This window comes from Motilibacter peucedani, assembly GCF_003634695.1.
GTDB classification, from domain to species: Bacteria; Actinomycetota; Actinomycetes; order Motilibacterales; family Motilibacteraceae; genus Motilibacter; species Motilibacter peucedani.
Map to the genome: position 1 here is coordinate 64,740 of NZ_RBWV01000010.1, position 23,797 is coordinate 88,536.

Consider the following 23,797-nt stretch of genomic DNA (forward strand, 5'->3'; position numbering starts at 1 on the left):
CCTCCGGGGTCGGAGTGGACGGCGGGGCAGGGCTAGATGGGGCTGGCGGTGTTCGCGAGGTTGCCGAGCTTGGCGTGGATCTGGGACACCGCGCTCTTGGCGCTCTGCTGGCCCGACTGCACGCCGCCGATGGCCGACCCGATGATGATCTCGAAGTCCGAGCCTGAGCCGGAGTACCACCCGTCGGGGTCGTAGACCGCGGCGTCCGCCGCGGCGGCGTAGTTCGACTGAGGCTGCAGCTTCTTGAAGTCGGGGCTGTCTGCGTAGGGCAGCCAGGCGGGCACGTGGCCGCCGGCCGCCCAGATGTCGCTCTGGTCGAGCATCGAGCGGATGAACCCCAGCGAGCGCGCGAAGGCCTTGCTGTCGCTGCCCGGTTGCTTCGGGATGACCAGGGTGTGCGAGTCGGCCTGGCAGGCGTACTTCTCGCCGCCGTAGACGTTCGGGAACAGCGTCATGGAGAACGGCATCTTGGCGGTCTGGAAGGTGGAGATCTCCCACTCGCCCTGGAAGAGGAACGCTGCCTGGCCATTGGCGAACATCGCGATCGAGCCCTGGTAGTCGGCGCTGCCCGGGAACACCTTCTGCTCGCGCCAGCTGTTCATGAAGTTGAGGACCTTCATGGCCTTCTCGTCGTCGAGCACGACCTTGGTGCCCTCGTCCGAGAGGACCTGGCCGCCGAGCTGCGAGTAGAACGACTGGAAGATGCGCCAGGGCGTCGAGGTCTCGTTGTTGATCGCGCTGACCCCGCCGTAGGCCTTGGTGACCGCCTTGGCCTTCTTCATGGCGTCCATGAACTCCTCCTCGCTCGTCCACGGCTTGAGCTTGCCGTCGGAGTCGAGGAGACCGGCCTTCTTGCAGATGTCGGTGTTGTAGAAGGTCACGATCGGGTGCGTGTCGAGCGGCACCGCGTACGCCTTGCCGTCGACGAGCCCGGCCTCCCACGCCCGCTTGTTCAGCTTGTCCGGCGTGATGCCGACGCTGGCGAGCGCGTCGGGTGTGAGCTCCTCGAGCAGGTCGCTCGCGATCATCGTCTTCGCGCGCGTCAGGTGGGCGACCGCGACGTTCGGCGGCTTGTCGCCGAGGGTCGCCAGGGAGAGCTTGGTGTAGTAGGGGTTGCCCCACGCGAGCGTGACCGCGCTCAGCTTGGTGCCGCGGGCCGCCTTGCGGTAGCCGTCCTCCATCTGCTGCATGCGCACGCCGTCGCCGCCGCCGAAGAGGTTCCAGAAGTCGATCGAGTTGCCCTCCTTGCGCGAGACGGTCAGCCCGCTCGCGACGTTGTCGGAGGAGCAGCCGCTGAGCGCTCCGGCGAGCCCCAGGCCGGCGGCCGCGAGACCTCCGCCGAGGAAGCGCCGCCTGCTCAGGCCGTGGTGGCCGAGTGGGGGTTGTGGTGGACGGGTGGTCATGCTGGTTCTCCTAGCGACGTCGTCGGAGCTGGGGGAGCTGGCCTGTCGTGGTCTGCCGGTGGGGGAGGGCGTGCGGTGCTGGCGCGCTCCACCAGCCGCACCGGCAGCAGCTCGCGCAGCGGGATGCGCTCGCCGCGCATGCTGTCGAGCAGGAGGGTCGCGGCGCGTGCCCCCGTCTCCTCGAAGGGGACCCGCACAGTGGTCAGCGGTGGTGTGAGGTACTCCGCGACGTCGAAGTCGTCGCAGCCGACGACGGAGCAGTCGTCGGGCACCCGGAGGCCGTGCTCCGAGAGCGCTCGGAGCACCCCGATCGCCATGAGGTCGGTCTGCGCGAAGACCGCGGTCGGGGGCAGCTGCTCGTCGAGCAGCCGGCAGGTCGCGACGTAGGCGCCCGCGCTCGTCCAGTCGGCCTCCGCCACGGCGTCGTCGGGCAGCTCCACGCCGCCGGCCGCGAGCGTGTCGCGCAGGCCGCGGAGCCGGCTCGCGGTCACCCGCCGGCGACGCGGACCGGTGACCGTCCAGATGCGCCGGTGGCCCAGGGCCAGCAGGTGCTCGGCGGCCAGGGCCCCGGTGCGGCCGTGGTCGGAGCCGACGAGGGGCACCCGGGCGCCGGGGATCGAGCTCAGGCTGACCACCGGCAGGGAGGAGGGGAGCGCCGCGGCGAGGCGCCGGTTGCCCTCGAGGCTCGGGGCCACCACGAGCACGCCCTGCACCCGGTGCTCCTGCAGCCGGCGTAGCAGCGAGACCGGGTCGCTGCCCGGCGCGATGCTGACGACGAGCGCCGAGTGCCCGGCGCCGTCGACCTCGCGCTGGGCGCCGGTGACGAAGCGGGCGATGGCCGCGTCGGAGAAGTCGTCGGACAGGATGCCGACGGTGGGGCTCACCTGGTGGACCAGGCCGCGGGCCAGCGCGTTGGGCACGTAGCCCAGCGAGCGCGCGGCGGCGAGGATCCGCTCGTGCGTGGCGGGGGAGGCGACGCCCGGCTGCCCGTTGAGCACCTTGCTCGCGGTCTGGAAGCTGACCCCGGCGAGGGCCGCCACGTCCTTGATCGACGCGTACACCTCGTACCCCTCCGTTGGGGCGAACGTTCGCGGTGCCTGACCTGGCAGATCATGCGCTTGCAGCGCTGAAAGGTCAAGGATCTGGAGGTCGCGCCAGGCGTGTCGCTCAGGGCCGGGCGGCCCGCCTCAGCGGCCGGGCAGGCCGGGCAGCGCGGGGGTGGACCCGGTCCAGCGCGCGCCGCGCTCGGCGGCCGCCGCCAGGGCCGCGCCGGCCAGGGCGACGACGGCCGGCTCGGCCGGCTGGGCCAGCACCACGGCGTACGCGGCGGCGCAGGTCTGCTCGACGCGCCCCACCACTCCCGCGGGGGCACCGGCGGGCACCGCGTAGCCGGGCTCGGAGGCGACCGGCTGGGCGCCGCGTCCCGCCAGCAGGTCGGTCAGGGCGTCGCGGGCGGCCCGGTGGGCGGCCAGGGCGTCGAGGGCGTCGGGAGCCCGGGCGGCCGGCACCTCCGCGGCGAGGACGGACCAGGCCCAGACGGCGGCGTGCTCCGTCGCGAGCGCGGCCTGGAGCGCGTCGTCGAGGGTCACGCGGGCACCTCCAGCAGCGCGGCGTGAGCGGCCTCGCAGGCGCCGACCGAGGCGAGCAGCGGGCGCAGTCGCGGCGAGGCGGCGGGCAGCGTACGCAGTGCAGCCGTACCTGCGGCGGCCTCCGCCGCGCGCAGCCTGGCCAGCGCTGTCGCCGCGCTGGGCCGGGTGCCGGGTGCGGTGCTCGCACCTGCGCCCGCGGGTGCGCTGCCGGTCGGTGCCGGTGACGAGGTGCCGCCGAGGGCGGCCAGGTGCTCGCGGTGGTGGGCGAGCAGCGGCGCGAGGCGGGCCGCGAGCTCGGGACGGGCGGCCACCGCGGCCTCGTGGGCGGCGACCAGGCCGGCCTCCCGGGTGCGCGCAGCCTCGCGGAGCGCCTCGTCCGGGTCGACCGGGGCGGGCGTCGGCCGGGGCGGGGCCGACCTCCCGGTGCACCCGGCGAGCGCGGCCGCGCCGGCCGCCAGGAGCAGCGCGCGGCGGGACGGACGCAGCTCGCGGGGCACGTCTCCCACCCTGCCAGACGGTCCGGGCCGCACCCGCCGGCCCGGTAGGGTGGGAGGCCGTCCCGGGCGTGTCCCGACAACAGCAGTGCCCCACAACAGCAGAGAGGAGGGACGCAAGCATGGCGAGAGCCGCTTCCCGTGAAGCCCTCCTCGACCTCCTCGGCCCCGTGGTCCAGGGAGCGGGCTGCGACCTCGAGGACCTCGAGATCACCCCGGCCGGCAAGCGCCGCCTGGTGCGCGTGGTCGTCGACCGCGACGGCGGCGTGCCGCTCGACGTCGTCGCCCAGGTCTCGACCGCGGTGTCCGAGGCGCTCGACGCCGACGAGCCGTTCGGCGACGCGCCCTACGTCCTCGAGGTGTCCAGCCCCGGCGTCAGCCGCCCCCTCACGCAGCCCCGGCACTGGCGGCGCAACGTCGGCCGGCTGGTCGAGGTCGTGGTGGCCGACGGTGCGAGCGTCGTGGGCCGCATCACCTCGGCCGACGACGCGGCCGTGGTCCTGGACATCGCGGGCGCCTCGCGCACCGTCCCGATCGCCCAGCTCGGCGCCGGACGAGTGCAGGTGGAGTTCTCGCGCCCCGGCTCCGACGACCACATCGACGACGACGACCTCGACATCCACGACGACGAGCCGGACGATGACGACGAGGACGACGGCGAGACGCACGACGAGGACGGGGAGGCCTGAGTGGACATCGACATGGGAGCCCTCAAGGGGCTCGTCCGCGAGAAGGAGATCTCCTTCGACCTGCTCGTGCAGGCGATCGAGCAGGCGTTGCTGATCGCCTACCAGCGCACCGAGGGCCACGCGCCCCGCGCCCGCGTCGAGCTCGACAGGCAGACCGGGCACGTGACCGTCTGGGCGCAGGACACCGACGTCGCCGAGGGCGCCGCGCCGCGCGAGTACGACGACACGCCCTCCGGCTTCGGGCGCATCGCAGCGACGACCGCCAAGCAGGTCATCCTGCAGCGGCTGCGCGAGGCGACCGACGAGCAGACCTTCGGCGAGTTCAGCGGCAAGGAGGGCGACATCGTCTCCGGGGTGGTCCAGCAGGGCCGCAACCCCGACGAGGTGATGGTCGACCTCGGACGCATCGAGGCGCTGCTCCCGCCGCACGAGCAGGTGCCGGGGGAGAAGTACGAGCACGGCTCGCGGCTGCGCTGCTACGTCGTGGCGGTGCGCAAGGGGCCGAAGGGCCCGCAGATCGCGCTCAGCCGCACCCACCCGGGGCTCGTCCGCAAGCTGTTCGCCCTCGAGGTGCCTGAGGTGGCCGACGGCAGCGTCGACATCGCGGCCATCGCGCGCGAGTCGGGCCACCGGAGCAAGATCGCCGTGCGGGCCACCCGCCCGGGCCTCAACGCCAAGGGCGCGTGCATCGGGCCGATGGGCTCGCGGGTGCGGGCGGTCATGACCGAGCTCCACGGCGAGAAGATCGACATCGTCGACTGGTCGGACGACCCGGCGACCTTCGTCGCGAGCGCCCTGTCGCCCGCCCGGGTCAGCTCGGTCGAGGTCCTCGACCTCGAGGCCAGGTCCGCCCGCGTGGTCGTGCCGGACTACCAGCTCAGCCTGGCCATCGGCAAGGAGGGCCAGAACGCCCGCCTCGCCGCCCGGCTCACCGGCTGGCGCATCGACATCCGCAGCGACGCGGCGCCCGACGAGCAGCTCGGCGGGGCCGGCGCCGCACGCGCTGCGCGCAGCTGAGCGGCCTGGGTCGAGCCGCCGGCGGCGGGCTCGGGGTAGACTCGTCCGTGGCTTCGCGCTCGATCCCGTCCCGCACCTGTGTGGGATGCCGGGCCCGGGCGCCCAAGCCGGAGCTGGTCCGTGTCGTGGTGGCAGGTGCGCAGTGCGTGCCCGACCTCCGCGGCCGGCTGCAGGGACGTGGTGCCTACGTGCACGGCGACCCCGCGTGCATCGAGCTCGCCGAGCGCCGGCGGGCGTTCCCGAGGGCCTTGCGGGTCCCGGGTCCGCTCGACGCCACGCCCGTGCGGGCGCTGGTGGCGCAGCAGCAGAGCGGTCAGCAGCAACGAGGTCAGCAGCAACCAGGTCAGCAGGAGACTGCGCAGCAGGAGCACGACCGCCACCAGGCGGCCGGCTCGCAGAACGTTCCGGCGGCACCCGCCGCCGGTAGCCCCGTCAGAGAGCAGGTCGAGAAGCGATGAGCGCTCGATGAGCATGCAGCGATGACGTCGCACCAGCACTAGCGGTCCGACCCCGCACGGGGATCCGGACCTGACAAGGAGAGCAGTGGCAAAGGTCCGGGTCTACGAACTCGCCAAGGAGTTCGGGGTCGAGAGCAAGGTCGTCCTGGCCAAGCTCCAGGAGATGGGCGAGTTCGTCCGGTCGGCGTCGTCGACCGTCGAGGCTCCTGTCATCCGCAAGCTGAAGTCCGAGTTCCCCGGCGGCGCCGGTGGCGCCGCCCCCGCGGCAGGGAGCGCCTCCGACGGCGCGCCGCGCCCCGCCGCCCCCCGTCCGTCCGGCCCCACGCCGGGCCCGACCCCGGCTCCCGGCCAGGCTCCCGCGCCGACCCCGGGTCCGCGCCCGGCTGCCGCGGCCGCCGCGCCGGCGCCGGCCGGTCCGCGTCCTGGTCCCGCCCAGCCGAGCGCCCCTGCGGCTCCGGCGGCTCCGCTGGCTCCCGCTGCCGGCCCGCAGGGTCCGCGTCCCGGTTCGGCCGCCGCGCCGGCCGCTCCCGCGGCCCCGGCCCGTCCGGGCGCTCCGCGCCCGGGTGCGCCGTCGGCACCGGTGGCCCCCGCGGCCTCGGCGGACGCCCCGGCCGCGTCCCGCCCGGCGCCCGCCGCCGGTGCGCCTCGGCCCGGTGCCCCGCGTCCCGGCGCTGCCGGTCCGCGTCCGGGCAACAACCCGTTCAGCGCCGGTGGCAGCACCGGCATGCAGCGCCCCGGCGGTCCCCGCCCGGGCAACAACCCGTTCACCGCGGGCGGCAACAGCGGCATGGGGCGCCCCGGCGCCCCCGCCGCCGGTCCTGCCGGCCCGCGCCCGGGTGCTCCCGGCCCGCGGCCGGGCGGCACCGCCGGTCCGGGCGGTCCCCGCCCGAACCCCGGCATGATGCCTCCGCGCCCGCAGCAGCGCCCGGCCGGTCCGGGCGGCGTGGGCCGTCCCGGTCCCGGCGGCCGTCCCGGCGGTCCCGGTGCCGGTCGTCCCGGCGCGCCCGGCGGTGCTGGTCGTCCCGGTGGCGGCGGCTACGCCGGCCGTCCCGGCGGCGGCGGTCCCGGTGCCGGTGGTCCCGGCGGCGGTGGCGGCGGCTTCGCCGGCCGTCCCGGCGGCGGCGGCGGCCCGCGCGGCCGCGGCGGCACAGCGGGTGCCTTCGGCCGTCCCGGCGGCAAGCCGGCGCGCGGTCGCAAGAGCAAGAAGCAGCGGCGTCAAGAGTTCGACAACATGCAGGCGCCCTCGATCGGCGGCGTGTCCGTCCCCCAGGGCGACGGCACGACACCGGTGCGCCTGCGCCGCGGCTCCTCGCTGACCGACTTCGCCGAGAAGATCGGCGCCAACCCGGCGTCGCTGGTGACGGTGCTGTTCCGCCTCGGCGAGATGGCCACCGCGACCCAGTCGCTCGACGAGGACACGTTCCGCCTGCTCGGCTCCGAGCTCGGCTTCGACGTGCAGGTCGTCTCCCCGGAGGACGAGGACCGCGAGCTGCTCGAGTCCTTCGACATCGGCGGCGAGTTCGAGGACGACGAGGCCGACCTGGCCCCGCGTCCCCCGGTCGTCACGGTCATGGGCCACGTCGACCACGGCAAGACCCGCCTGCTCGACGCGATCCGCAAGACCAACGTGCAGGCCCGCGAGGCCGGCGGCATCACCCAGCACGTCGGCGCCTACCAGGTGTCGCACGAGCACGAGGGCGTCGTCCGCGACATCACCTTCATCGACACCCCGGGCCACGAGACCTTCACGGCCATGCGCGCCCGCGGTGCCAAGACGACCGACATCGTCATCCTGGTGGTGGCGGCCGACGACGGCGTGATGCCTCAGACCATCGAGGCGCTCAACCACGCCCAGGCGGCCGACGTCCCGATCGTGGTCGCGGTCAACAAGATCGACAAGCCGGGTGCGGACCCGACCAAGGCCCGCGGCCAGCTCACCGAGTACGGCCTGGTGGCCGAGGAGTACGGCGGCGACACCATGTTCGTCGACGTGTCGGCGCTCTCGGGCATCGGCATCGACGACCTGCTCGAAGCCGTCCTGCTCACCGCCGACGCCTCGCTCGAGCTGGTGGCCAACCCGACGGCCGACGCCCGCGGCACCGCGATCGAGGCCCGCCTCGACCGCGGTCGCGGCCCGGTGGCGACGGTCCTCGTCCAGCGCGGCACCCTGCGCGTCGGCGACTCGATCGTCTGCGGCGACGCGTTCGGCCGCGTCCGCGCCCTGCTCGACGAGAACGGCGACCCGATCGAGTTCGCCGGCCCGTCGCGCCCGGCGCAGGTGCTCGGTCTGACCTCGGTGCCGGGGGCCGGTGACACCTTCCTCGTGGCGCCGGAGGACCGGATCGCCCGGCAGATCGCCGAGCGCCGGCAGGCCGCCGAGCGCAACGCCCAGCTGGCCAAGTCGCGCAAGCGGGTCAGCCTCGAGGACTTCCTCGAGCGCAGCAAGGTCGAGACGCTCAACCTCATCCTCAAGGGCGACGTGTCCGGCTCGGTCGAGGCCCTGGAGGACGCGCTCCTCCAGCTCGACGTGGGCGAGGAGGTCGACCTGCGCATCATCGACCGCGGCGTGGGTGCGATCACCGAGAACAACGTCATGCTGGCCGTGGCGTCCGACGCGGTGATCATCGGCTTCAACGTCCGGCCCGAGGGCAAGGCGCGCGAGCTGGCCGAGCGCGAGGGCGTCGACGTGCGCTACTACTCGGTCATCTACCAGGCGATCGACGAGGTCGAGGCAGCGCTCAAGGGCCTGCTCAAGCCGGAGTACGAAGAGGTGCAGCTGGGCACGGCGGAGATCCGCGAGGTCTACCGCTCGAGCAAGTTCGGCAACATCGCCGGCTGCCTGGTGCGCAGCGGGGAGATCCGCCGCAACTCCAAGGCGCGCCTCATCCGCGACGGCGTGGTCGTGGGCGACAACCTCTCGATCGGCTCGCTGCGCCGCTTCAAGGACGACGCGACCGAGGTTCGCGAGGGCTTCGAGTGCGGTATCGGTCTGGGGTCGTTCAACGACATCAAGGTCGACGACGTGATCGAGACCTTCGAGATGCGCGAGAAGCCTCGCGTCTGACCGAGGGTCCTGTTCCACCCGCGTCCCGACGCTCGGTCCCGACCTCCCGCTCCGGCGGGCGGGTCGGGGCCGGGCGTCCGGCGTCGCGGCCCGCACGCGGCAGCTGACGAGGAGGGCTCGGCATGTACGTCGGCGCCCTCGAGCTCGACCTGCTGCTCGGCGACGTGCACTCGCTCAAGCAGAAGCGCTCGCTGGTCCGCCCGGTGCTCGCCGAGCTCGTACGCCGCTTCGCCGTCTCCGCGGCTGAGGTGGGCGACCACGACCTCCACCGCCGCGCGCTGATCGGTGTCGCGGTCGCCGGTGCCGACGCCCGGCACGTCAGCGAGGTGCTCGACTCGTGCGAGCGGCTCGTGGCCGCTCGCCCCGAGCTCGACCTGCTCTCCGCCCGTCGGCGGCTGATGGGCCCCGACGACGACTACCCCGCCACCTCCAGCGAAGGGAGCACCAGCCATGGCTGATGCTGCACGGGCTCGCAAGCTCGCCGACCGGATCCGCGTCATCGTCGCGGAGATGCTGGAGACCAAGGTGAAGGACCCCCGCCTCGGGTTCGTCACGGTCACCGACGTACGCGTCACCAACGACCTCCAGCAGGCCACCGTCTACTACACCGTCCTCGGCGACGACTCCGAGCGCACCTCCACCGCGCTGGCGCTGGAGAGCGCGAAGGGCGTGCTGCGCAGCGAGGTCGGGAGGCAGACCGGCGTACGCTTCACGCCCTCCCTCGCCTTCAGCGCCGACGTCGTGCCCGAGACCGCCAAGCACATCGAGGACCTGCTCGCGGCCGCCGCGGCGGCCGACGCCGAGGTGTCCCGGGTCGCCGCCGGCGCGACCTACGCGGCCGGGCCGGACGCCTACCGCACCAAGGACGACGACACCGACCCGGCGGAGTGAGCGCCGCCGGGACCGCCGCGACGCTCGACGCGGCGCTCGACGACGTCGCGGCACTGCTCCTGCACCCAGCGGGTCCGGTCGTGCTGGCCGCCCACGTCGCGCCCGACGGCGACGCCCTGGGCTCCAGCCTGGCGGTGGCGCACGCGCTGCGCAGCCTCGACATCGAGGCGGTGGTGTCGTGGGGCGAGGAGCCCTTCGCCGTGCCGCGCTCGCTGCGGGTGCTGCCCGGGTGGGACGCCGAGTTCGTCGTGCCGCCCAGCCGGGTGCCGCGGGCCCCGGGCGTGCTCGCCGCGTTCGACCTGGCCTCCCGCGGGCGGCTCGGCCTTCTCGAGCCGCTGCTCGACACCGCCCAGGCGGTCACCGCGCTCGACCACCATGCCTCGCACGTGCCCTTCGCGCAGGTCACGGCCCTCGACCCGAGCGCACCGGCGACCGCCGTGCTCGCCGCGGCCCTCGTCGACCGGCTCGCGGTGCCCCTCGACCCGACCATCGCCGGGTGCCTGTGGGTCGGGCTGGTGACCGACACCGGCTCCTTCCGCCACCCGAGCACCACTCCGGCCTCGCTGCGGCTGGCCGCCCGGCTCGTCGAGGCGGGCGCCGAGGCTGCCGCGCTGAGCCGGGCCGTGCTGGACGACGTGCCCGTCGCGTTCCTGCCCGTGCTGGGTGCGGCGCTGTGCCGCGCGCGAATCGCGCCGGGCGCTCTGGACGGGCACGGGCTGGTCACCACGTGGGTGCCGGCCGTCGAGCGCCGCGCGGCGGGGCTCGCGGTCGAGGACCTGGCACCCGTGGTCGACGCGGTGCGCCGGGCTGCCGAGATCGACACCGCCGGCGTGCTGCTCGAGGACGACGCGGGGGCCTGGCGGCTCTCGCTGCGCTCCAAGGGCGCGGTCGACGTCTCGGCGGTCGCTGTCGCGCTCGGGGGCGGCGGCCACCGGATGGCGGCCGGCGCGACGCTGCCCGGGTCGCTCGAGCAGGCGCTCGAGGCCGTGCTCGACGCGCTCGCCGGCGTGCCGACCGACGAGGTCGCGTGAGCGAGGCTCCCGAGGGCCTGGTGGTGGTCGACAAGCCGGCCGGCTTGACCTCCCACGACGTCGTGTCGCGGCTGCGGAGGATCGCCCGCACCCGCCGCGTCGGGCACGCCGGCACGCTCGACCCGATGGCGACCGGCGTGCTCGTCGTGGGCGTCGGCCGGGCGACCCGCCTGCTCGGCCACATCGCGGCGGGCGACAAGGCCTACAGCGCGACGATCCGCCTCGGGGAGTCGACCACCACCGACGACGCCGAGGGTGAGCTGGTGTCCTCGGCCGACGCGTCGGGGGTGTCGCTGGACGACGCGCGGGCCGCCGCCGCGCCCCTGACGGGCGAGATCTCGCAGGTGCCGTCGTCGGTCAGCGCGATCAAGGTCAACGGCGAGCGGGCCTACAAGCGCGTCCGCGACGGCGAGGCGGTCGAGCTCGCAGCACGCCCGGTGGTCGTCTCCCGCTTCGCTCTCGACGACCCGGTCGCCGACGGTACCCGGCTCGACCTGCGCGCAGAGGTGGTCTGCTCGAGCGGCACCTACGTGCGCGCGCTCGCCCGTGACCTCGGCGCGTCGCTGGGGGTGGGTGGGCACCTGACGGCGCTGCGGCGTACGCGCGTCGGCCCGTGGACGCTCGCCGACGCGCGCACGCTCGAGCAGCTCGAGGACGAGCTGGTGGTGCTGCCGCTGCCGGCGGCGGCCGGGCGTGCCTTCCCGCGCCGCGACGTCGACGCCGAGCAGGCCCGGCTCGTCGGCTACGGCGTCGCGCTGCCGGCCGTCGGGCTGGGGCCCGGCCCGGTCGGGGTCTACGGTCCGGGCGGCGAGCTGCTCGCGCTGGTCGAGGAGGTCGACGGGCGCGCCAAGCCCTTCGCCACCTTCGTCGCTGCGGGCTGAGCGCGGCGTCCCGGCCAGTCGGCGGGAGGCGAACGGCGGACGAACTCCACCTCGGGCGCCGGGTGCGCAGCACACGCGTCGTCGGCGAAGGCGACGTGCACCGGTACGCCGTCGCGGGTCACCGCCCGCGCGACCGGCCCGCCCTCGATCGGCAGGTGCCGGTCGCCCCACTCCTGCAGCGCGCCGAGCACCAGCCGCAGCTCCTCGCCCGCGGGCGTGAGGTGGTAGCTCTCGCGCAGCCGCGCGCCGGCCTCCTGGTAGGGGCGCTTCTCCAGCACACCGGCGCGGACGAGTGTCGCCAGCCGGTCGGAGAGCACGTCGGCGGCGACGCCGAGCGCGTCGCGGAACTCGGAGAAGCGCGTCGCGCCCGACACCGCCTCGCGGAGCACCAGCAGCGTCCATCGCTCGCCGACCACCTGGAGGCTGCGCTCGATGGGGCAGAACGGGACTCCTGGGCTCGACCGCATGCCGCCCAGTCTGCCTCGCCCGCCGGATCCGACCCCAGCCTTGCTGAGTAGGAACAACCAACCCAGATGGGCGGTTGCCGGTGGGGCAACCACAACTCCTCGGAGGACCTCATGCAGATCGCCGGCTCGACCGCCCTCGTCACGGGCGCCAACCGCGGCATCGGTCGCCACTTCGCGCTCCAGCTCCTCGAGCGCGGGGCCACCGTCTACGCCACCGCCCGCAACCCCGAGACTGTGGACGTCCCGGGTGCCACGGTGCTGGCCCTGGACATCACCGATCCGGACTCGGTGCTCGCCGCGGCGACCGCGGCGCAGGACGTCGACCTGCTGGTCAACAACGCGGGCATCTCGACCGGCGCGCAGCTCGTGGGCGGCGATCTCGCGGAGGTGCGCCGTGAGATGGAGACGCACTACTTCGGGACGCTGTCGGTCGTGCGCGCCTTCGCGCCGGTGCTCGCCCGCAACGGGGGAGGTGCCGTCCTCAACGTCCTCTCGGCGCTGTCGTGGGTCTCGTTCCCGACCACCGGCGCCTACTCCGCGGCGAAGGCGGCCGAGTGGGCGCTCACCAACGGCGTACGCCTGGAGCTCGCCGAGCAGGGCACCCTCGTCAGCGCGCTGCACCTCGGCTACACCGACACCGACATGACCGCCGGCGTGGACGCGCCCAAGAACGACCCGGCCGACGTCGTGCGCGTCGCGCTCGACGCCGTCGAGGCCGGCGAGGTGGAGATCCTGGCCGACGAGACGAGCCGGTCGGTCAAGGGCGCGCTCGGAGCCCACGTCTCCGCGCTCTACCCGCAGCTCGCCGCGAGCTGAACCCCCTCAGCGCACGCCCCAGCCGACGTCGAAGACCTCGTCGTCTGGTCGGGCAGCGTTGAAGTCGGTCCAGTAGGTCTCGCAGGGCGGGCCGTCGAGCTCCAGGCCGGACCCGGCGGCCCACCGCTGCAGCGTCGCGTAGACCTCGCCGAGGCGGCCGTCGTCGACGGTCCGCCGGGTCACCCGCACGAACGCCTCGGAGCGGGCCGGCACGACGGCGAGCCCGTCGCCCGGCGAGTCCGGCGCCACCGGGGAGCAGACCTCTACCTCGGCCGGTCCCTCGTGCGGGTCTCCGCGGTAGACGACCACGAAGACGGGCTCCGGCGCGAGGGAGCCGCGCTCGAGGTAGGGCCAGGCACGGGTGTCCAGGGGCCTGTGCTGCTGCGCCTGTGCCCACACCCGGGCCATGGCCCCGGGCAGCCACTCCTCCAGCTGCGCCTGGTCGACCGCGCGGCGCTCGACCACCGCGACCTGCTCCGGCACCGCCCTGCGTCGCACCTCGAACATCGGGCCCCCTGAGGTCTCGTCGTCCTCCGAGGTGACGAGCCAGGGCGCGGGAACTCATCGCCCTGCCGCCCGGTCACCCCGCCCGGCCGCGGATGATCGCGAGGGGGCGGGGCGGGCGTCAGACGGTGGAGAACCGCAGGGTGAGCGATCTCGGCTGGGCCGGCAGCTGGTAGGCCGGGAGCACGCCCGGCCCGCACGACGCGGAGCCGAGGCCCGACTGGGCCAGGTCGAGCTCGACCCACACCCGGTCGCCGGGCACCAGGTCCGGCGTGTGCCGGGCGGCGGTCAGCTGCTCGGAGGTCCACCGGCGGACCGTCAGCCCGAACTCCGGCGACCCCTCGACCCGCAGCCCGGCAGTCCCGCCGCCGGTGAGCTCGGCCCAGCGGACGCCCGAGCGGTGCCCGTTCTCCTGCGGCATGACATAGGGCGTCTGCAGCCCGTCGACGCTCGAGGACCACCGGCCGAGTCGCGCGGCCCGGACCGAGTCGGGGTAGCTCTCGCCCGGCCCGAGCCCGGACCACGACACGTCGGACACCGCTGCCGGCAGCGAGAACCGCAGACCGAGCCGCGGGAGCACGACCGGCCACCCGCCCTCGGGCTCGACGTCGACCCGCAGGCGCAGCGCGTCACCCGTGCCGCTCCACGACTGGGTCACCAGGAGCGCCACGTCGGCGGCGGCCGGTGCGTAGCGCTCGCGCAGCCGCAGACCGGCCGACTGCTCCTCGACCAGCTCGAGCCGGCGCACCATCCGGTCGAGCCCGAGCGCGCGCCACTCGACGGCGAGCTGGTTCGGCCCGTGGTAGCCCATGTCGTTGTCGGTGGGCGCCCGCCAGACGACCAGCGCCGGCGCATCGAGCACCTCGACACCGCCCAGCGAGCGCAGCCGCCCGGTGCCGCGGTCGAAGCGGGCCGGGCCCACCGCGTACGAGTCGCCGTCCACGCGCGCCGGCGTGGCGAAGGCCAGGACGTCGACGGGAGGACGCGACGCGTACTCGGCCTGTCCCCACGAGACCTCGTGACCGGCCGGGGCCCACGGCTCGTCGGCCGCGAGCACCGCGCTCACCGTGACCTCGGCGTCGGCCGTGGCGGCGGGCAGCGGCGGCAACGCCACGGTGACGCTCTCGCCGGGCCCGACCTCGGGCACGTCGAGCGTCCCCGCGCCGGTGGCCTCGCCGCCCTCGGAGGTGCTCCACCCGAACGAGAGGTACGCGGTGGTCCGGACCTCGTGGAGGTTCGTGACGACGACCTGCCGGGTGCCGGCGTCGATCGCGGTGCGCACGGGCTCGACGACCTTCTTGAACTCGAGCAGGCCCGGCGACGGCGTGCGGTCGGGCAGGACGAGCCCGTCGGCCACGAAGTTCGAGTCGTGCAGCGGCTCGCCGAAGTCGCCGCCGTAGGCGAAGAACTCCGTGCCGTCAGGCGTCCGCTGCCGGATGCCGTGGTCGATCCACTCCCACACGAACCCGCCGCAGCAGCGGTCGTAGGCCTCGAAGAGCTGCTGGTACTCCGTCAGCCCGCCGGGACCGTTGCCCATCGCGTGGGCGTACTCGCACTGCACGAACGGGATCGAGCGCCGGTGCGCGTCGAGCGCCGGGTCGACGGTGAGCGGCTCCTCGTGGCGGCCGATCGCGTCGACCTCGGCGTGGGTCGCGTACATCCGGCTGTAGACGTCGACGTAGCCGCTGTCCCAGTCGCCCTCGTAGTGCACCGGACGGCTGGGGTCGCGCCGGTGGATCCACTCGGCCATGGCGGCGAGGTTGCGCCCGTGGCCCGACTCGTTGCCGAGCGACCACAGGATCACGCTGGGGGAGTTCTTGTCGCGCTCGAGGGTGCGGGTCATGCGGTCGAGGTAGGCGTCTCGCCAGCGCAGGTCGTCGCTGGGGTTCTGGCGCCAGCCGTTCGGCTCGAAGCCGTGGGTCTCGAGGTCGTTCTCGAGGACGACGTAGAGCCCGTACTCGTCGCAGAGGCGCACGAAGTCGGGGTGCGGCGGGTAGTGGCTGGTGCGTACGGCGTTGATGTTGTGGGTCTTCATCAGCAGCACGTCGCGCAGCATCGTGTCGGCGTCGACCGCGCGACCGGTGTCGGGGTGCCACTCGTGGCGGTTGACGCCGCGCAGGAGCACCGGACGCCCGTTGACCTTGAGCACGTCGCCGTCGATGCGTACGCTGCGGAACCCCACGCGCAGGGTCACCGTCTCGCTGTCGGTGGCCACCACCACCTCGTAGAGGCGGGGGACCTCTGCAGACCACGGCTCCACAGAGGCGATCTCGACCGCAGTGCCGGCCGGGACGTCGGCGAGGCCGAGCTCCTCGACGCTGATGCGCGCCAGGGGAGCCGCCTCGACCAGCAGCCGGCCGCCGCCGGTGGTCTCGTCGTAGTCGGCGTGGACGAAGACGTCGTCGATGCCGCCGGCCGGCCGCAGCTGCAGGGAGACGCTGCGGAAGAGTCCGGACATCCACCACATGTCCTGGTCCTCGAGGTAGCTGCTGGCCGCCCACTGCGACACCCGCGCCACGACGACGTTCTCGCCGGCGACCAGGAGGTGGCCCACGGCGAACTCGGCGGCCAGCCGGCTGCCGGTCGACCAGCCGAGCAGCTCGCCGTTGACCCAGACGGTCAGGTGGGCGTCGGCACCCTCGAAGCGCAGTACCGCCTCCTGGCCGACCCACTCCTCGGGGACGGTCACGGTCCTCACGTAGTCGCCGGTCGGGTTGGCGTCCGGGACGACCGGCGGCTCGACGGGGAAGGGGAAGCGCACGTTGGTGTAGGCCGGCGACCCGTGGCCCTGCAGCTGCCACATGCCCGGGACCGCGATGGCGCCCCACCCCTCGCCGGTCGAGGGGTCGGGCACCTCGTCGGTGGCCGGGACCGCCGGGTGCAGGCGGAACGCCCACTCGCCGTCGAGGGAGATGCGCGGCGCGTCCGAGGGCAGCGAGGCCCGCGCGGGCAGCCGTCCGGCGCCGGGCGCATAGGAGCGGATGCGGTCGATCGGGCTCACAGTGCGGTCGCCTCCAGGATCACGGCGTGCTCGGGTTGGGTCAGCGGCAGCTGCAGTCCGGCGGTCGCCAGGGCGCGGCCGGTCAGCACGACACCGCCCTCCTGCTCGACGGCGAGGAGGTGGTTGGTGGTCGAGCGCGGACGCGGCTCAGGCGTCGAGACCACGACGCGGTAGCGCGCGTCGGGGTCGAGCCCGGGCAGCTGCTGCGGGCCGGGCCACTCGAGCGGCGAGGTCGCCATCCGCACCTCCGCGTAGACGGCGGTGCGCCGGTCCTTGGCCACGACGCCGTGCAGCCACAGCGCCGGGTCGGGGGAGTCGGCCCGCACGACGGTGCCCGTGTGCAGCAGCGGGCGCAGCCGCTTGTAGAGCTCGATCCAGCGCCCGAGCTCGGCGCGCTCGTCGGCGCTCGCGCGAGTCACGTCCCACTCGATGCCGAAGTGGCCGAACAGCGCGGTGGCGGCGCGGAAGCTCAGGTCGTGGGTGCGGTCGGTCGTGTGCGAGCGGGTCGGGCCCACGTGGGCGCCGATCAGCTCGAGGGGGAGCAGCTGGGCGGTCCAGCGCTGGATCGACTGGCGCTCGAGCGCGTCGTTGCAGTCGCTGGTCCACACCCGGTCGGTGCGCTCGAGGATGCCGAGGTCGACGCGCGCGCCGCCGGAGGCGCAGCTCTCGAACTCGACGCCGGGGTGGCGGCGGCGCAGCTCGTCGAACAGCGCGTAGACCGCCTCGGTCTGCCGGTGGACCCCGGCGCGGCCGCCGATCGTCGACGCCCCGACCAGCATGCGGTTGTGGTCCCACTTGACGTAGCCGATGGGGACGTCGCTGAGGATCGCGTCGATGCGCTCGAGCAGGTAGTCCCAGACCGCCGGCTGCCCCAGGTCGAGCACCTGCTGGTTGCGGGTGTCGGCCGGCAGGCCGCTGGAGGCGCCGAGCAGCCAGTCGGGGTGCGCGCGCGCGAGGTCGGAGTCGGGGTTGACCATCTCCGGCTCGAACCACAGGCCGAACTCCATCCCGCGCTCCTGCAGCGCGTCGGCGAGCGGTGCGAGGCCCTGCGGCCACACGGTCTCGTCGACGTACCAGTCGCCCAGCCCTGCTGTGTCGTCGCGGCGGTGGCGGAACCAGCCGTCGTCGAGCACGAAGCGCTCGACGCCCAGCTCGGCGGCCACGTCGGCCAGGGCGGTCAGCCGGTCCAGGTCGTGGTCGAAGTAGACCGCCTCCCAGACGTTGAGCGTGACCGGCCGCGGCCGCCCGGTGGGCGACGGGTGCTGCGGCCGGGCGCGCAGGTAGTCGTGGTAGGCCTCGCTCACCCCGTCGAGCCCGGCGCCGGAGTGCACCGCGTAGACCCACGGCGTCGCGTAGGTCTCGCCCTGCCCCAGCACCAGCTCGCCCGGCTGCAGCAGCTCGCCCGCGGCCAGGACGCCGAGCCCGAGCGGCGTGCGCTCGGCCCACACCGTGCTGTTGCCGCTCCACCCGAGGTGCACGCCCCACGCCTCGCCCCGGCGGAAGCCGAGGTCGGGCGTGACCGCCATCAGCACCGTCACGTTGTCGTGGCCCGGGCGGCCCTGGCGCGCCTCGCGCAGCCAGGTGCCGACCGGGAACGCGTGGCGCTGAGGGGACTTCTCACGGATCCACCGGCCGGTGAAGTCCATCAGCTCGCCGGCGCGCACCGGCACCGGGAGCGCGACGACGAGGCTCTCGACCGCGTACGCCGTCGCTGCCCGGTTCTCGAGGACGTGGCGTGCCCGCAGCACGCCCGAGGGCTCCAGCTCGAGCTCGCTGACGAGACCGAGGCCCGAGCGCTCGGAGACCGAGCGCAGGCGTACGCGCTGGCCCTCCACCTGCGCGGACTCGAACGTGAACACGGGCGCCCAGTCCGAGCCGTCGGGCCGCGAGCCCAGCAGGCCAGGACGCCCGCGCCACCCGGTGGTGTGCTCCGGGAGCAGGGCGAGGGGTACGGCTGTGTCCTGGTTGCCGTTGACCACCGGCTGCGCGCCGGCGGCGAGCAGCGAGCCGAGCTCCTCCTCGCCGAGGTCGCCGAGGTCGGCGCCCCAGTGCACCACCCCGGGGGAGTGGGGGCCGGAGGCGTCGATGACCAGGCTGGTTCCGGACGCGCGCAGGTGGATGGTGGAGCTCATGCAGGTGTGTCTCTCTCAGCCCTTGGTGGCGCCGACCGTGAGGCCGCCGATGAATTGGCGCTGCAGCGCGAAGTACACGATCAGCGTGGGGATGGCCGTCAGCAGCGAGGCTGCGGCGATGAGGTTGTTGTTGGTGAAGTACTGGCCGTGGAGGTTGGCCAGCGCCGACGTGATGGGCTTCTTGTCACCGCTCTGCACGAGGACGGTGGCCCAGAAGAAGTCGTTGTAGATCCAGGTGAACTCCAACGTGGCGAGGGCCGCGAACGGCGCACGGCACAGCGGGAGCACGATCTGGTAGTACTGCCGCCACACCGACGCCCCGTCGACCAGGGCGGCCTCGGTCAGCTCGTGCGGCAGCGTCTTCATGTAGTTGCTGAGGACGAAGGTGCAGAAGCCGATCTGGAAGGCCACGTGGATGAGGATGAGGCCCCAGTAGGAGTCGTAGAGCGTCCCCGAGTCGCTCATCCACCCCGGCAGCGGCACCTTGATGTAGAGCCGGTAGAGCGGGGTGATGAGCACCTGCTGCGGCAGCAGGTTGCCGGCCGTGAAGATCATGAGCAGCAGCAGGTTGCCCTTGAAGTTGAAGCGTGACAGGCCGAACGCGACCATCGAGGACAGGATCAGGATCAGCACGAGCGAGGGTGCCGTGACGATCAGCGTGTTGACGAAGTAGTGCGGGAAGTCCGCCTGCGTCCACGCGTCGGTGAAGTTCTTGAAGTTGTAGTGGCCGCCGAGCGAGAAGTAGCCGCGCGCGTTGCCCGCCGTGTCCTGGTAGGGGCGCAGGGCGGTGTAGACCGCGTAGAGCAGCGGGAACAGCCACACGAGCGAGGTGACGGCGAGGAAGACCTGCAGCACGACCCGGGCAGGGCGCAGGGGCGCCTTGCCCTCCCTGCGCTCAGCGGACGACCCGCGCGTGCGCGCCGGGGTCTCGACGCCGATGGAGGTGCTCACGACTCGGCCTCTCTGCGGAACGTGTTGACCAGGTAGGTGATGATGAACGTGAGCGAGATGACCAGCAGGATCACCGCTATGGCTGACCCGAAGCCGAGCCGGCTCGCCTCGCCGAGGATGTTCTGGGTGATCAGCACCGAGAGCAGCTCGAGCCCGTTGGTGCCGCCGTTGAGGATGTAGACGATGTCGAAGGCACGCAGCGACTCGATCACCGTCACGACCAGGACGACGACGTTGACGGGCCGCAGCGCCGGGAAGACGACGTAGCGGAACGTCTGCACCTCGGTCGCACCGTCGATCGACGAGGCCTCCTTGATGGAGGTGTCGACGCTCTTCAGGCCCGCCAGGTAGAGCACCATGATGTAGCCGACGTGCTTCCACGTCGCGGCGACCAGGACGGCCCAGATGTTGACCTTCGGGTTGCCGAGCCAGTCGACGTGCGAGCCGAAGGCGTTGTTGATGAGGCCCTGGTCGTTGGAGTAGATCAGCGTCCAGATGAAGCCGACGAGGGCGAGCGACAGGACCACCGGCGTGTAGAGCGCGCTCTGGTAGAACCTGCTGCCCTTGAGCTCCTTGTCGAGCAGGATCGCGAAGAACAGCCCGAGCGGCGTCCCGATCAGCAGCAGGACGCCGAGCCAGTAGAGGTTGTGGTGGACCGCCGGCCAGAACGGCGGGTAGTTGGTCGCGATCTGGTGGTAGTTGTCAGCGCCCACCCACTTGATCGAGCTGACCCCGCCGATGCCGTCCCACTTGCCGAACGACAGGACGACCGAGAGGACCGCAGGCAGCCAGACCAGCGCGACGTGCAGGACCGTGGGCACGCCGAGCATGAGGCCGAGGACGAGCTTGTCCCTGCCGGAGAAGCGGCGGCTGCCGCGCCGTCGGCGGGGGGCCGGGGCCCCCGCCGTCGGCGCGGCAGGCTGCTGCGTGCTGGTTGCCATGTGCTCAGCTCGCGAAGATGGACTTGGCCTGGGACTGGATGTTCTTGGTCAGCCCGTCGATGTCCTTCGGGTTCTTGATGAAGGACTGGAACGACGGGATGATGACGGTCGAGGCGAAGTCGGGGCGCGTGTCGCGGTCGAGGAACTGCGCGATGTTCTTGGAGGCGCCGATGAGCTCGGCGGCCTTCTTCTGCAGCGCGTTGTAGCCCGAGGTGTCGGCCTGCTTGTTGGCCGCGACGTCGTTCGAGTCGGTCTTGAGGTAGGTGTTCTCCGCCTCGGCCGAGCCGACGTAGGTGAGGAACGCCTTGGCGCCCTCCTCGTTCTTCGGCTTCTTGGCCATCATGAGCCCGTCGATCGGGGCGTCGATGGAGTCGGTGCCGTGCTCGGGGTTGATCTCGGGGAACGCGAAGAAGTCGAGGTCCTCGAGGTCGGCGCCCGTGAACTGCTGGCCGACGAACGAGCCGAGGACGTACATCCCGGACTTCTTGTTCTTCAGGTTGCCGGCGGCCTCCTGCCAGGTGCGCCCGAGCGCACCCTGCTCGGAGAACTGGAGCAGCTCGGCCCAGTGCGAGAACACGTCCTTGACCTTGGCGTCCTCCCACGACTCCTTGCCGGCCATCAGGTCGACGTGGAACTGGTAGCCGTTGACGCGCATGTTGATGATGTCGAACGTGCCCATGGCGGGCCAGCCGTCCTTGTCGGCGAAGCCGACCGGCGCGAGGCCGTCGCCCTTCATCTTGGTGGCGAGCGCCTTGAGCTCGTCCCACGTCTTGGGGACGGTGTAGCCGCCCTTCTCGAAGACGCTCTTTCGGTAGAACACGGCCCACGGGTAGTTGTAGATCGGGACGAAGTACTGCTTGCCGTCGTCGCCGGTCGAGGCCTGCTTGAAGGCGTCGGAGAAGTCGGCCCCGATGTTCTGCCACACGTCGCTGATGTCGCCCGCGAGGTTCTTGGCCGCGAAGAAGCGCATGCGGTAGCCGGCGAACCAGGTGAAGACGTCGTCCGGCTTGCCCTGCAGGTAGGAGTTGATCTGCTCCTGGAACGTGTTGTGGTCGACGGTGTTGATCTTGACGTCGGCACCGGAGTTCTTGGCCTTGAACGCGTCGGCGACGGCCTGGTAGGCCGCCTTCGGGACGGCGTCGGAGCCGTTGGAGCCGAAGGTGATGGTGCCCTTCGCCGCGCCGGCGCCACCCGCGGAACCGGTGCCGGCCGAGGCGGCGGCCCCGCCCGAGCTGCTCGCGGGCGCGCTGCTGCCGGACGGGCTGCTGCTGCCGCCGCACGCGGCGAGCGTGGGCACGGCGGCGAGCGCGCCGGCTCCGGCGATGCCCTTGAGCATGGTGCGGCGGTCGACGCGGAAGCCGACCTCGCGCGGACTGGGCGAGGTCGGGCCGAAGCGACGGGTCATGGAGCTCTCCTTGACGAGGTCGAACTGACAGAGTCGTGTCACCGTGGAGCAGGAACCGAACGGAACCGAACAGAACTGCTCGCCATTCCACGACTCCGCACACGCCGTGTCAATCCCCGGGTCGATAACGCTACGGACACGATCTGCTGTGAGGCAGGCAGATCTGCGCCGCCTCAGCGGTTCCGGCGACTGGCGGGGGTGGAGGTCCGGCTTGTTGGAACTTGTTGACTTGGTCCGCTTCCTGGGGCAGGGTGGGCGCCGTGACCTCCGTCCAGGGCCTGCTCGCACCGCAGCGGCAGGCGCTGATCCTCGAGGAGCTCAACAACGCCGGAGCGGTGCGCGTGAGCGAGCTGGTGCGCCGGCTCGGCGTCTCGGACATGACGATCCGGCGCGACCTCGACAGCCTCGCGAGCCGAGGCCTGGCCGAGAAGGTCCACGGCGGCGCGACGCGCCCGGTGGTCCGTCCCTCCGACGAGCCGACGTTCGTGGCGAAGTCGTCACGGCAGACGGCGGAGAAGCACGCGATCGCCCGCCGTGCCGCGACGCTCGTGCAGCCCGGGGCCGCCGTCGCGATCTCGGCCGGCACCACCACCTCCGCGCTGGCGCAGCAGCTCACCGCCGTGCCGGGCCTCACGGTGGTCACCAACTCGCTGCCGGTCGCCGAAGCGCTGATGGAGAACGACTCCGACGACCGCACGGTGGTGCTGACCGGCGGCGAGTGCACGCCGTCGCGGGCGCTCGTCGGCACCGTCACCGTCGCCGCCCTGCACTCCCTGCACGTCGACCTGGTGTTCATGGGCGTGCACGGGCTCGACGCCCAGGCAGGGCTGACGACGCCCAACATGCTCGAGGCCGAGACCAACCGCGCGATGATCGCCGCCGGCGGCCGGCTGGTCGTCGTGGCCGACCACACCAAGTGGGGCACGATCGGGCTCAGCCGCTTCGCTCGCATCGACGACGTCGACGTCGTCGTCAGCGACGCGGCGCTCCCCGACGACGCGCGCGAGCACCTCTCGCAGCGCACCGAGCTCGTGCTCGCCGGCTGAGGCCGGTCGGTCGGCCCGGGGCGGTCTGGCAGGCTGTGGCACCGTGCAGGTCTGGCGAGGAGTAGACGCGGTCCCGGCGAGCCACGGGCCGTCGGTGGTGACCATCGGCGTCTTCGACGGCGTCCACCGCGGCCACCGGGCGGTGGTCTCCGAGGTCGTCGCGCACGCGCGCAGCCGCGGCGCCGCCGCGGTCGTGGTCACCTTCGACCCGCACCCGCTGGAGGTGCTGCGCCCCGAGCTCGCTCCCAAGGCCCTGACCACTGTCGACCACCGGGCCCAGCTGCTCGGCGAGGTCGGCGTGGACGCCGTCCTCGTGCTGCCCTTCGACCGCGAGCTGGCGGGCTGGTCGCCCGAGCGGTTCGTCGACGACGTGCTGGTGGGCGCCCTCGGCGCCGCCGAGGTCGTCGTCGGCGAGGACTTCCGCTTCGGCGCCCGGGCCGCCGGCGACATCACGACGCTGCGCGCGCTCGGCGCCGAGCGCGGGTTCGAGGTCACCGCGCTGGCGCCGGTCGGCGACACCGGGCACCGCTGGTCGAGCACGTACGTCCGCGACCGGGTCGCGCTCGGGGAGATGGAGGTGGCCGCGCGCGCCCTGTCCCGCCCCCACCGGCTCGAGGGCCCGGTCACCCACGGCGACAAGCGCGGCCGCGAGCTCGGCTTCCCGACGGCCAACCTCGGCGTCGGCCCGCACGCGGCGATCCCGGCCGACGGCATCTACGCCGGCTGGCTGCTGCGCCCCGCCACCGGCCAGCGGCTCCCCGCCGCCGTCTCGATCGGCACCAACCCGACCTTCGACGGCGTCGCGCGCCGGGTGGAGGCCTACGTGCTGGGCTTCGACGACCGGCCCGAGGAGCTCGACCTCTACGACGAGCACGTCGCGGTCGACTTCGTCACCCGCATCCGCGACACCGTCCGCTTCACCAGCATCGAGGCCCTGGTCGAGCAGATGCACCGCGACGTGGTCGAGGTCGCCCGCGTGCTCGGCGTCTGAGCAGCACGAGCTCGGCCGACGGGCCG

22 protein-coding genes are annotated in these 23,797 nt (G+C 73.3%); 11 read left to right on the forward strand and 11 right to left on the reverse strand.

What is annotated here, in order from left to right:
- Nucleotides 1–32: 32 nt before the first annotated feature.
- The 4 genes from CLV35_RS05260 to CLV35_RS19925 form a co-directional block, all read right to left on the reverse strand.
- Nucleotides 33–1,403 (reverse strand): extracellular solute-binding protein, encoded by a 1,371-nt coding sequence (locus CLV35_RS05260; RefSeq protein WP_121192437.1) that lies wholly within the window; start codon nucleotides 1,401–1,403, stop codon nucleotides 33–35.
- Nucleotides 1,400–2,464 (reverse strand): LacI family DNA-binding transcriptional regulator, encoded by a 1,065-nt coding sequence (locus CLV35_RS05265; RefSeq protein ID WP_121192438.1) that lies wholly within the window; start codon nucleotides 2,462–2,464, stop codon nucleotides 1,400–1,402. Before CLV35_RS05265 ends, CLV35_RS05260 begins: the two co-directional genes overlap by 4 nt.
- Before the next feature lie 126 nt (nucleotides 2,465–2,590).
- Nucleotides 2,591–2,992 (reverse strand): DUF4439 domain-containing protein, encoded by a 402-nt coding sequence (locus tag CLV35_RS19920; protein WP_183061731.1) that lies wholly within the window; start codon nucleotides 2,990–2,992, stop codon nucleotides 2,591–2,593.
- Entirely contained in the window at nucleotides 2,989–3,489 is a 501-nt protein-coding gene (locus CLV35_RS19925; protein WP_183061733.1) for a hypothetical protein, read from the reverse strand. Before CLV35_RS19925 ends, CLV35_RS19920 begins: the two co-directional genes overlap by 4 nt.
- 119 nt (nucleotides 3,490–3,608) lie before the next feature.
- Here CLV35_RS19925 and rimP point away from each other — a divergent pair, with 119 nt between their 5' ends.
- From rimP to truB, 8 genes are all read left to right on the forward strand, one after another.
- The gene (rimP, locus tag CLV35_RS05275; protein WP_121192440.1) at nucleotides 3,609–4,175 is read left to right on the forward strand and encodes a ribosome maturation factor RimP; all 567 of its coding nucleotides are present in this window, start codon (nucleotides 3,609–3,611) and stop codon (nucleotides 4,173–4,175) included.
- Nucleotides 4,176–5,192 (forward strand): transcription termination factor NusA, encoded by a 1,017-nt coding sequence (gene nusA / locus CLV35_RS05280; protein ID WP_121192441.1) that lies wholly within the window; start codon nucleotides 4,176–4,178, stop codon nucleotides 5,190–5,192.
- A gap of 80 nt (nucleotides 5,193–5,272) precedes the next feature.
- Entirely contained in the window at nucleotides 5,273–5,650 is a 378-nt protein-coding gene (locus tag CLV35_RS05285) for a YlxR family protein (protein ID WP_269203897.1), read from the forward strand.
- An 85-nt stretch (nucleotides 5,651–5,735) separates the two neighbouring features.
- Nucleotides 5,736–8,714 (forward strand): translation initiation factor IF-2, encoded by a 2,979-nt coding sequence (infB, locus tag CLV35_RS20755; protein ID WP_121192443.1) that lies wholly within the window; start codon nucleotides 5,736–5,738, stop codon nucleotides 8,712–8,714.
- 122 nt (nucleotides 8,715–8,836) lie between these two features.
- Nucleotides 8,837–9,172 carry a DUF503 domain-containing protein gene (locus tag CLV35_RS05295; RefSeq protein WP_121192444.1) on the forward strand — a complete coding sequence of 112 codons (336 nt, stop codon included), beginning with the start codon at nucleotides 8,837–8,839 and terminating at the stop codon, nucleotides 9,170–9,172.
- Entirely contained in the window at nucleotides 9,165–9,605 is a 441-nt protein-coding gene (rbfA, locus tag CLV35_RS05300) for a 30S ribosome-binding factor RbfA (protein ID WP_121192445.1), read from the forward strand. The genes CLV35_RS05295 and rbfA overlap by 8 nt, the downstream gene beginning before the upstream one ends.
- The gene (locus CLV35_RS05305; protein WP_121192446.1) at nucleotides 9,602–10,636 is read left to right on the forward strand and encodes a DHH family phosphoesterase; all 1,035 of its coding nucleotides are present in this window, start codon (nucleotides 9,602–9,604) and stop codon (nucleotides 10,634–10,636) included. The genes rbfA and CLV35_RS05305 overlap by 4 nt, the downstream gene beginning before the upstream one ends.
- On the forward strand, nucleotides 10,633–11,517 hold the full coding sequence (gene truB, locus CLV35_RS05310) for a tRNA pseudouridine(55) synthase TruB (RefSeq protein WP_121192950.1): 885 nt from the start codon (nucleotides 10,633–10,635) through the stop codon (nucleotides 11,515–11,517). The genes CLV35_RS05305 and truB overlap by 4 nt, the downstream gene beginning before the upstream one ends.
- Here truB and CLV35_RS05315 read toward each other — a convergent pair.
- Nucleotides 11,430–11,984 carry a winged helix-turn-helix transcriptional regulator gene (locus CLV35_RS05315; protein WP_121192447.1) on the reverse strand — a complete coding sequence of 185 codons (555 nt, stop codon included), beginning with the start codon at nucleotides 11,982–11,984 and terminating at the stop codon, nucleotides 11,430–11,432. The two genes, truB and CLV35_RS05315, sit on opposite strands and share 88 nt — an antisense overlap.
- 111 nt (nucleotides 11,985–12,095) lie before the next feature.
- Between CLV35_RS05315 and CLV35_RS05320 the strand changes: the two genes are divergently transcribed.
- On the forward strand, nucleotides 12,096–12,800 hold the full coding sequence (locus tag CLV35_RS05320; RefSeq protein WP_121192448.1) for an SDR family oxidoreductase: 705 nt from the start codon (nucleotides 12,096–12,098) through the stop codon (nucleotides 12,798–12,800).
- A 6-nt stretch (nucleotides 12,801–12,806) separates the two neighbouring features.
- Here the strand turns inward: CLV35_RS05320 and CLV35_RS05325 are convergent, their stop codons facing one another.
- From CLV35_RS05325 to CLV35_RS05350, 6 genes are all read right to left on the reverse strand, one after another.
- Complete coding sequence (locus CLV35_RS05325; RefSeq protein WP_121192449.1) at nucleotides 12,807–13,307, reverse strand: GyrI-like domain-containing protein; 501 nt, start codon at nucleotides 13,305–13,307, stop codon at nucleotides 12,807–12,809.
- A 118-nt stretch (nucleotides 13,308–13,425) separates the two neighbouring features.
- Nucleotides 13,426–16,296, reverse strand: coding sequence for a glycoside hydrolase family 2 TIM barrel-domain containing protein (locus tag CLV35_RS05330; protein WP_121192951.1), 2,871 nt, complete (start codon nucleotides 16,294–16,296; stop codon nucleotides 13,426–13,428).
- 5 nt (nucleotides 16,297–16,301) lie between these two features.
- Nucleotides 16,302–18,437 (reverse strand): alpha-galactosidase, encoded by a 2,136-nt coding sequence (locus CLV35_RS05335; RefSeq protein WP_121192450.1) that lies wholly within the window; start codon nucleotides 18,435–18,437, stop codon nucleotides 16,302–16,304.
- 15 nt (nucleotides 18,438–18,452) lie between these two features.
- Nucleotides 18,453–19,376, reverse strand: a complete 924-nt coding sequence (locus tag CLV35_RS05340) for a carbohydrate ABC transporter permease (RefSeq protein ID WP_121192952.1) — start codon at nucleotides 19,374–19,376, stop codon at nucleotides 18,453–18,455.
- A gap of 8 nt (nucleotides 19,377–19,384) precedes the next feature.
- The gene (locus tag CLV35_RS05345; RefSeq protein ID WP_121192451.1) at nucleotides 19,385–20,329 is read right to left on the reverse strand and encodes a carbohydrate ABC transporter permease; all 945 of its coding nucleotides are present in this window, start codon (nucleotides 20,327–20,329) and stop codon (nucleotides 19,385–19,387) included.
- Nucleotides 20,330–20,333: 4 nt separating this feature from the next.
- Nucleotides 20,334–21,734 carry an ABC transporter substrate-binding protein gene (locus tag CLV35_RS05350; RefSeq protein WP_121192452.1) on the reverse strand — a complete coding sequence of 467 codons (1,401 nt, stop codon included), beginning with the start codon at nucleotides 21,732–21,734 and terminating at the stop codon, nucleotides 20,334–20,336.
- A 278-nt stretch (nucleotides 21,735–22,012) separates the two neighbouring features.
- Between CLV35_RS05350 and CLV35_RS05355 the strand changes: the two genes are divergently transcribed.
- Both CLV35_RS05355 and CLV35_RS05360 read left to right on the forward strand, forming a co-directional pair.
- Nucleotides 22,013–22,780 (forward strand): DeoR/GlpR family DNA-binding transcription regulator, encoded by a 768-nt coding sequence (locus tag CLV35_RS05355; RefSeq protein WP_121192953.1) that lies wholly within the window; start codon nucleotides 22,013–22,015, stop codon nucleotides 22,778–22,780.
- A 43-nt stretch (nucleotides 22,781–22,823) separates the two neighbouring features.
- Nucleotides 22,824–23,771: a bifunctional riboflavin kinase/FAD synthetase gene (locus tag CLV35_RS05360; RefSeq protein ID WP_121192453.1), complete on the forward strand. Its 948-nt coding sequence runs from the start codon at nucleotides 22,824–22,826 to the stop codon at nucleotides 23,769–23,771.
- Nucleotides 23,772–23,797: the final 26 nt, after the last annotated feature.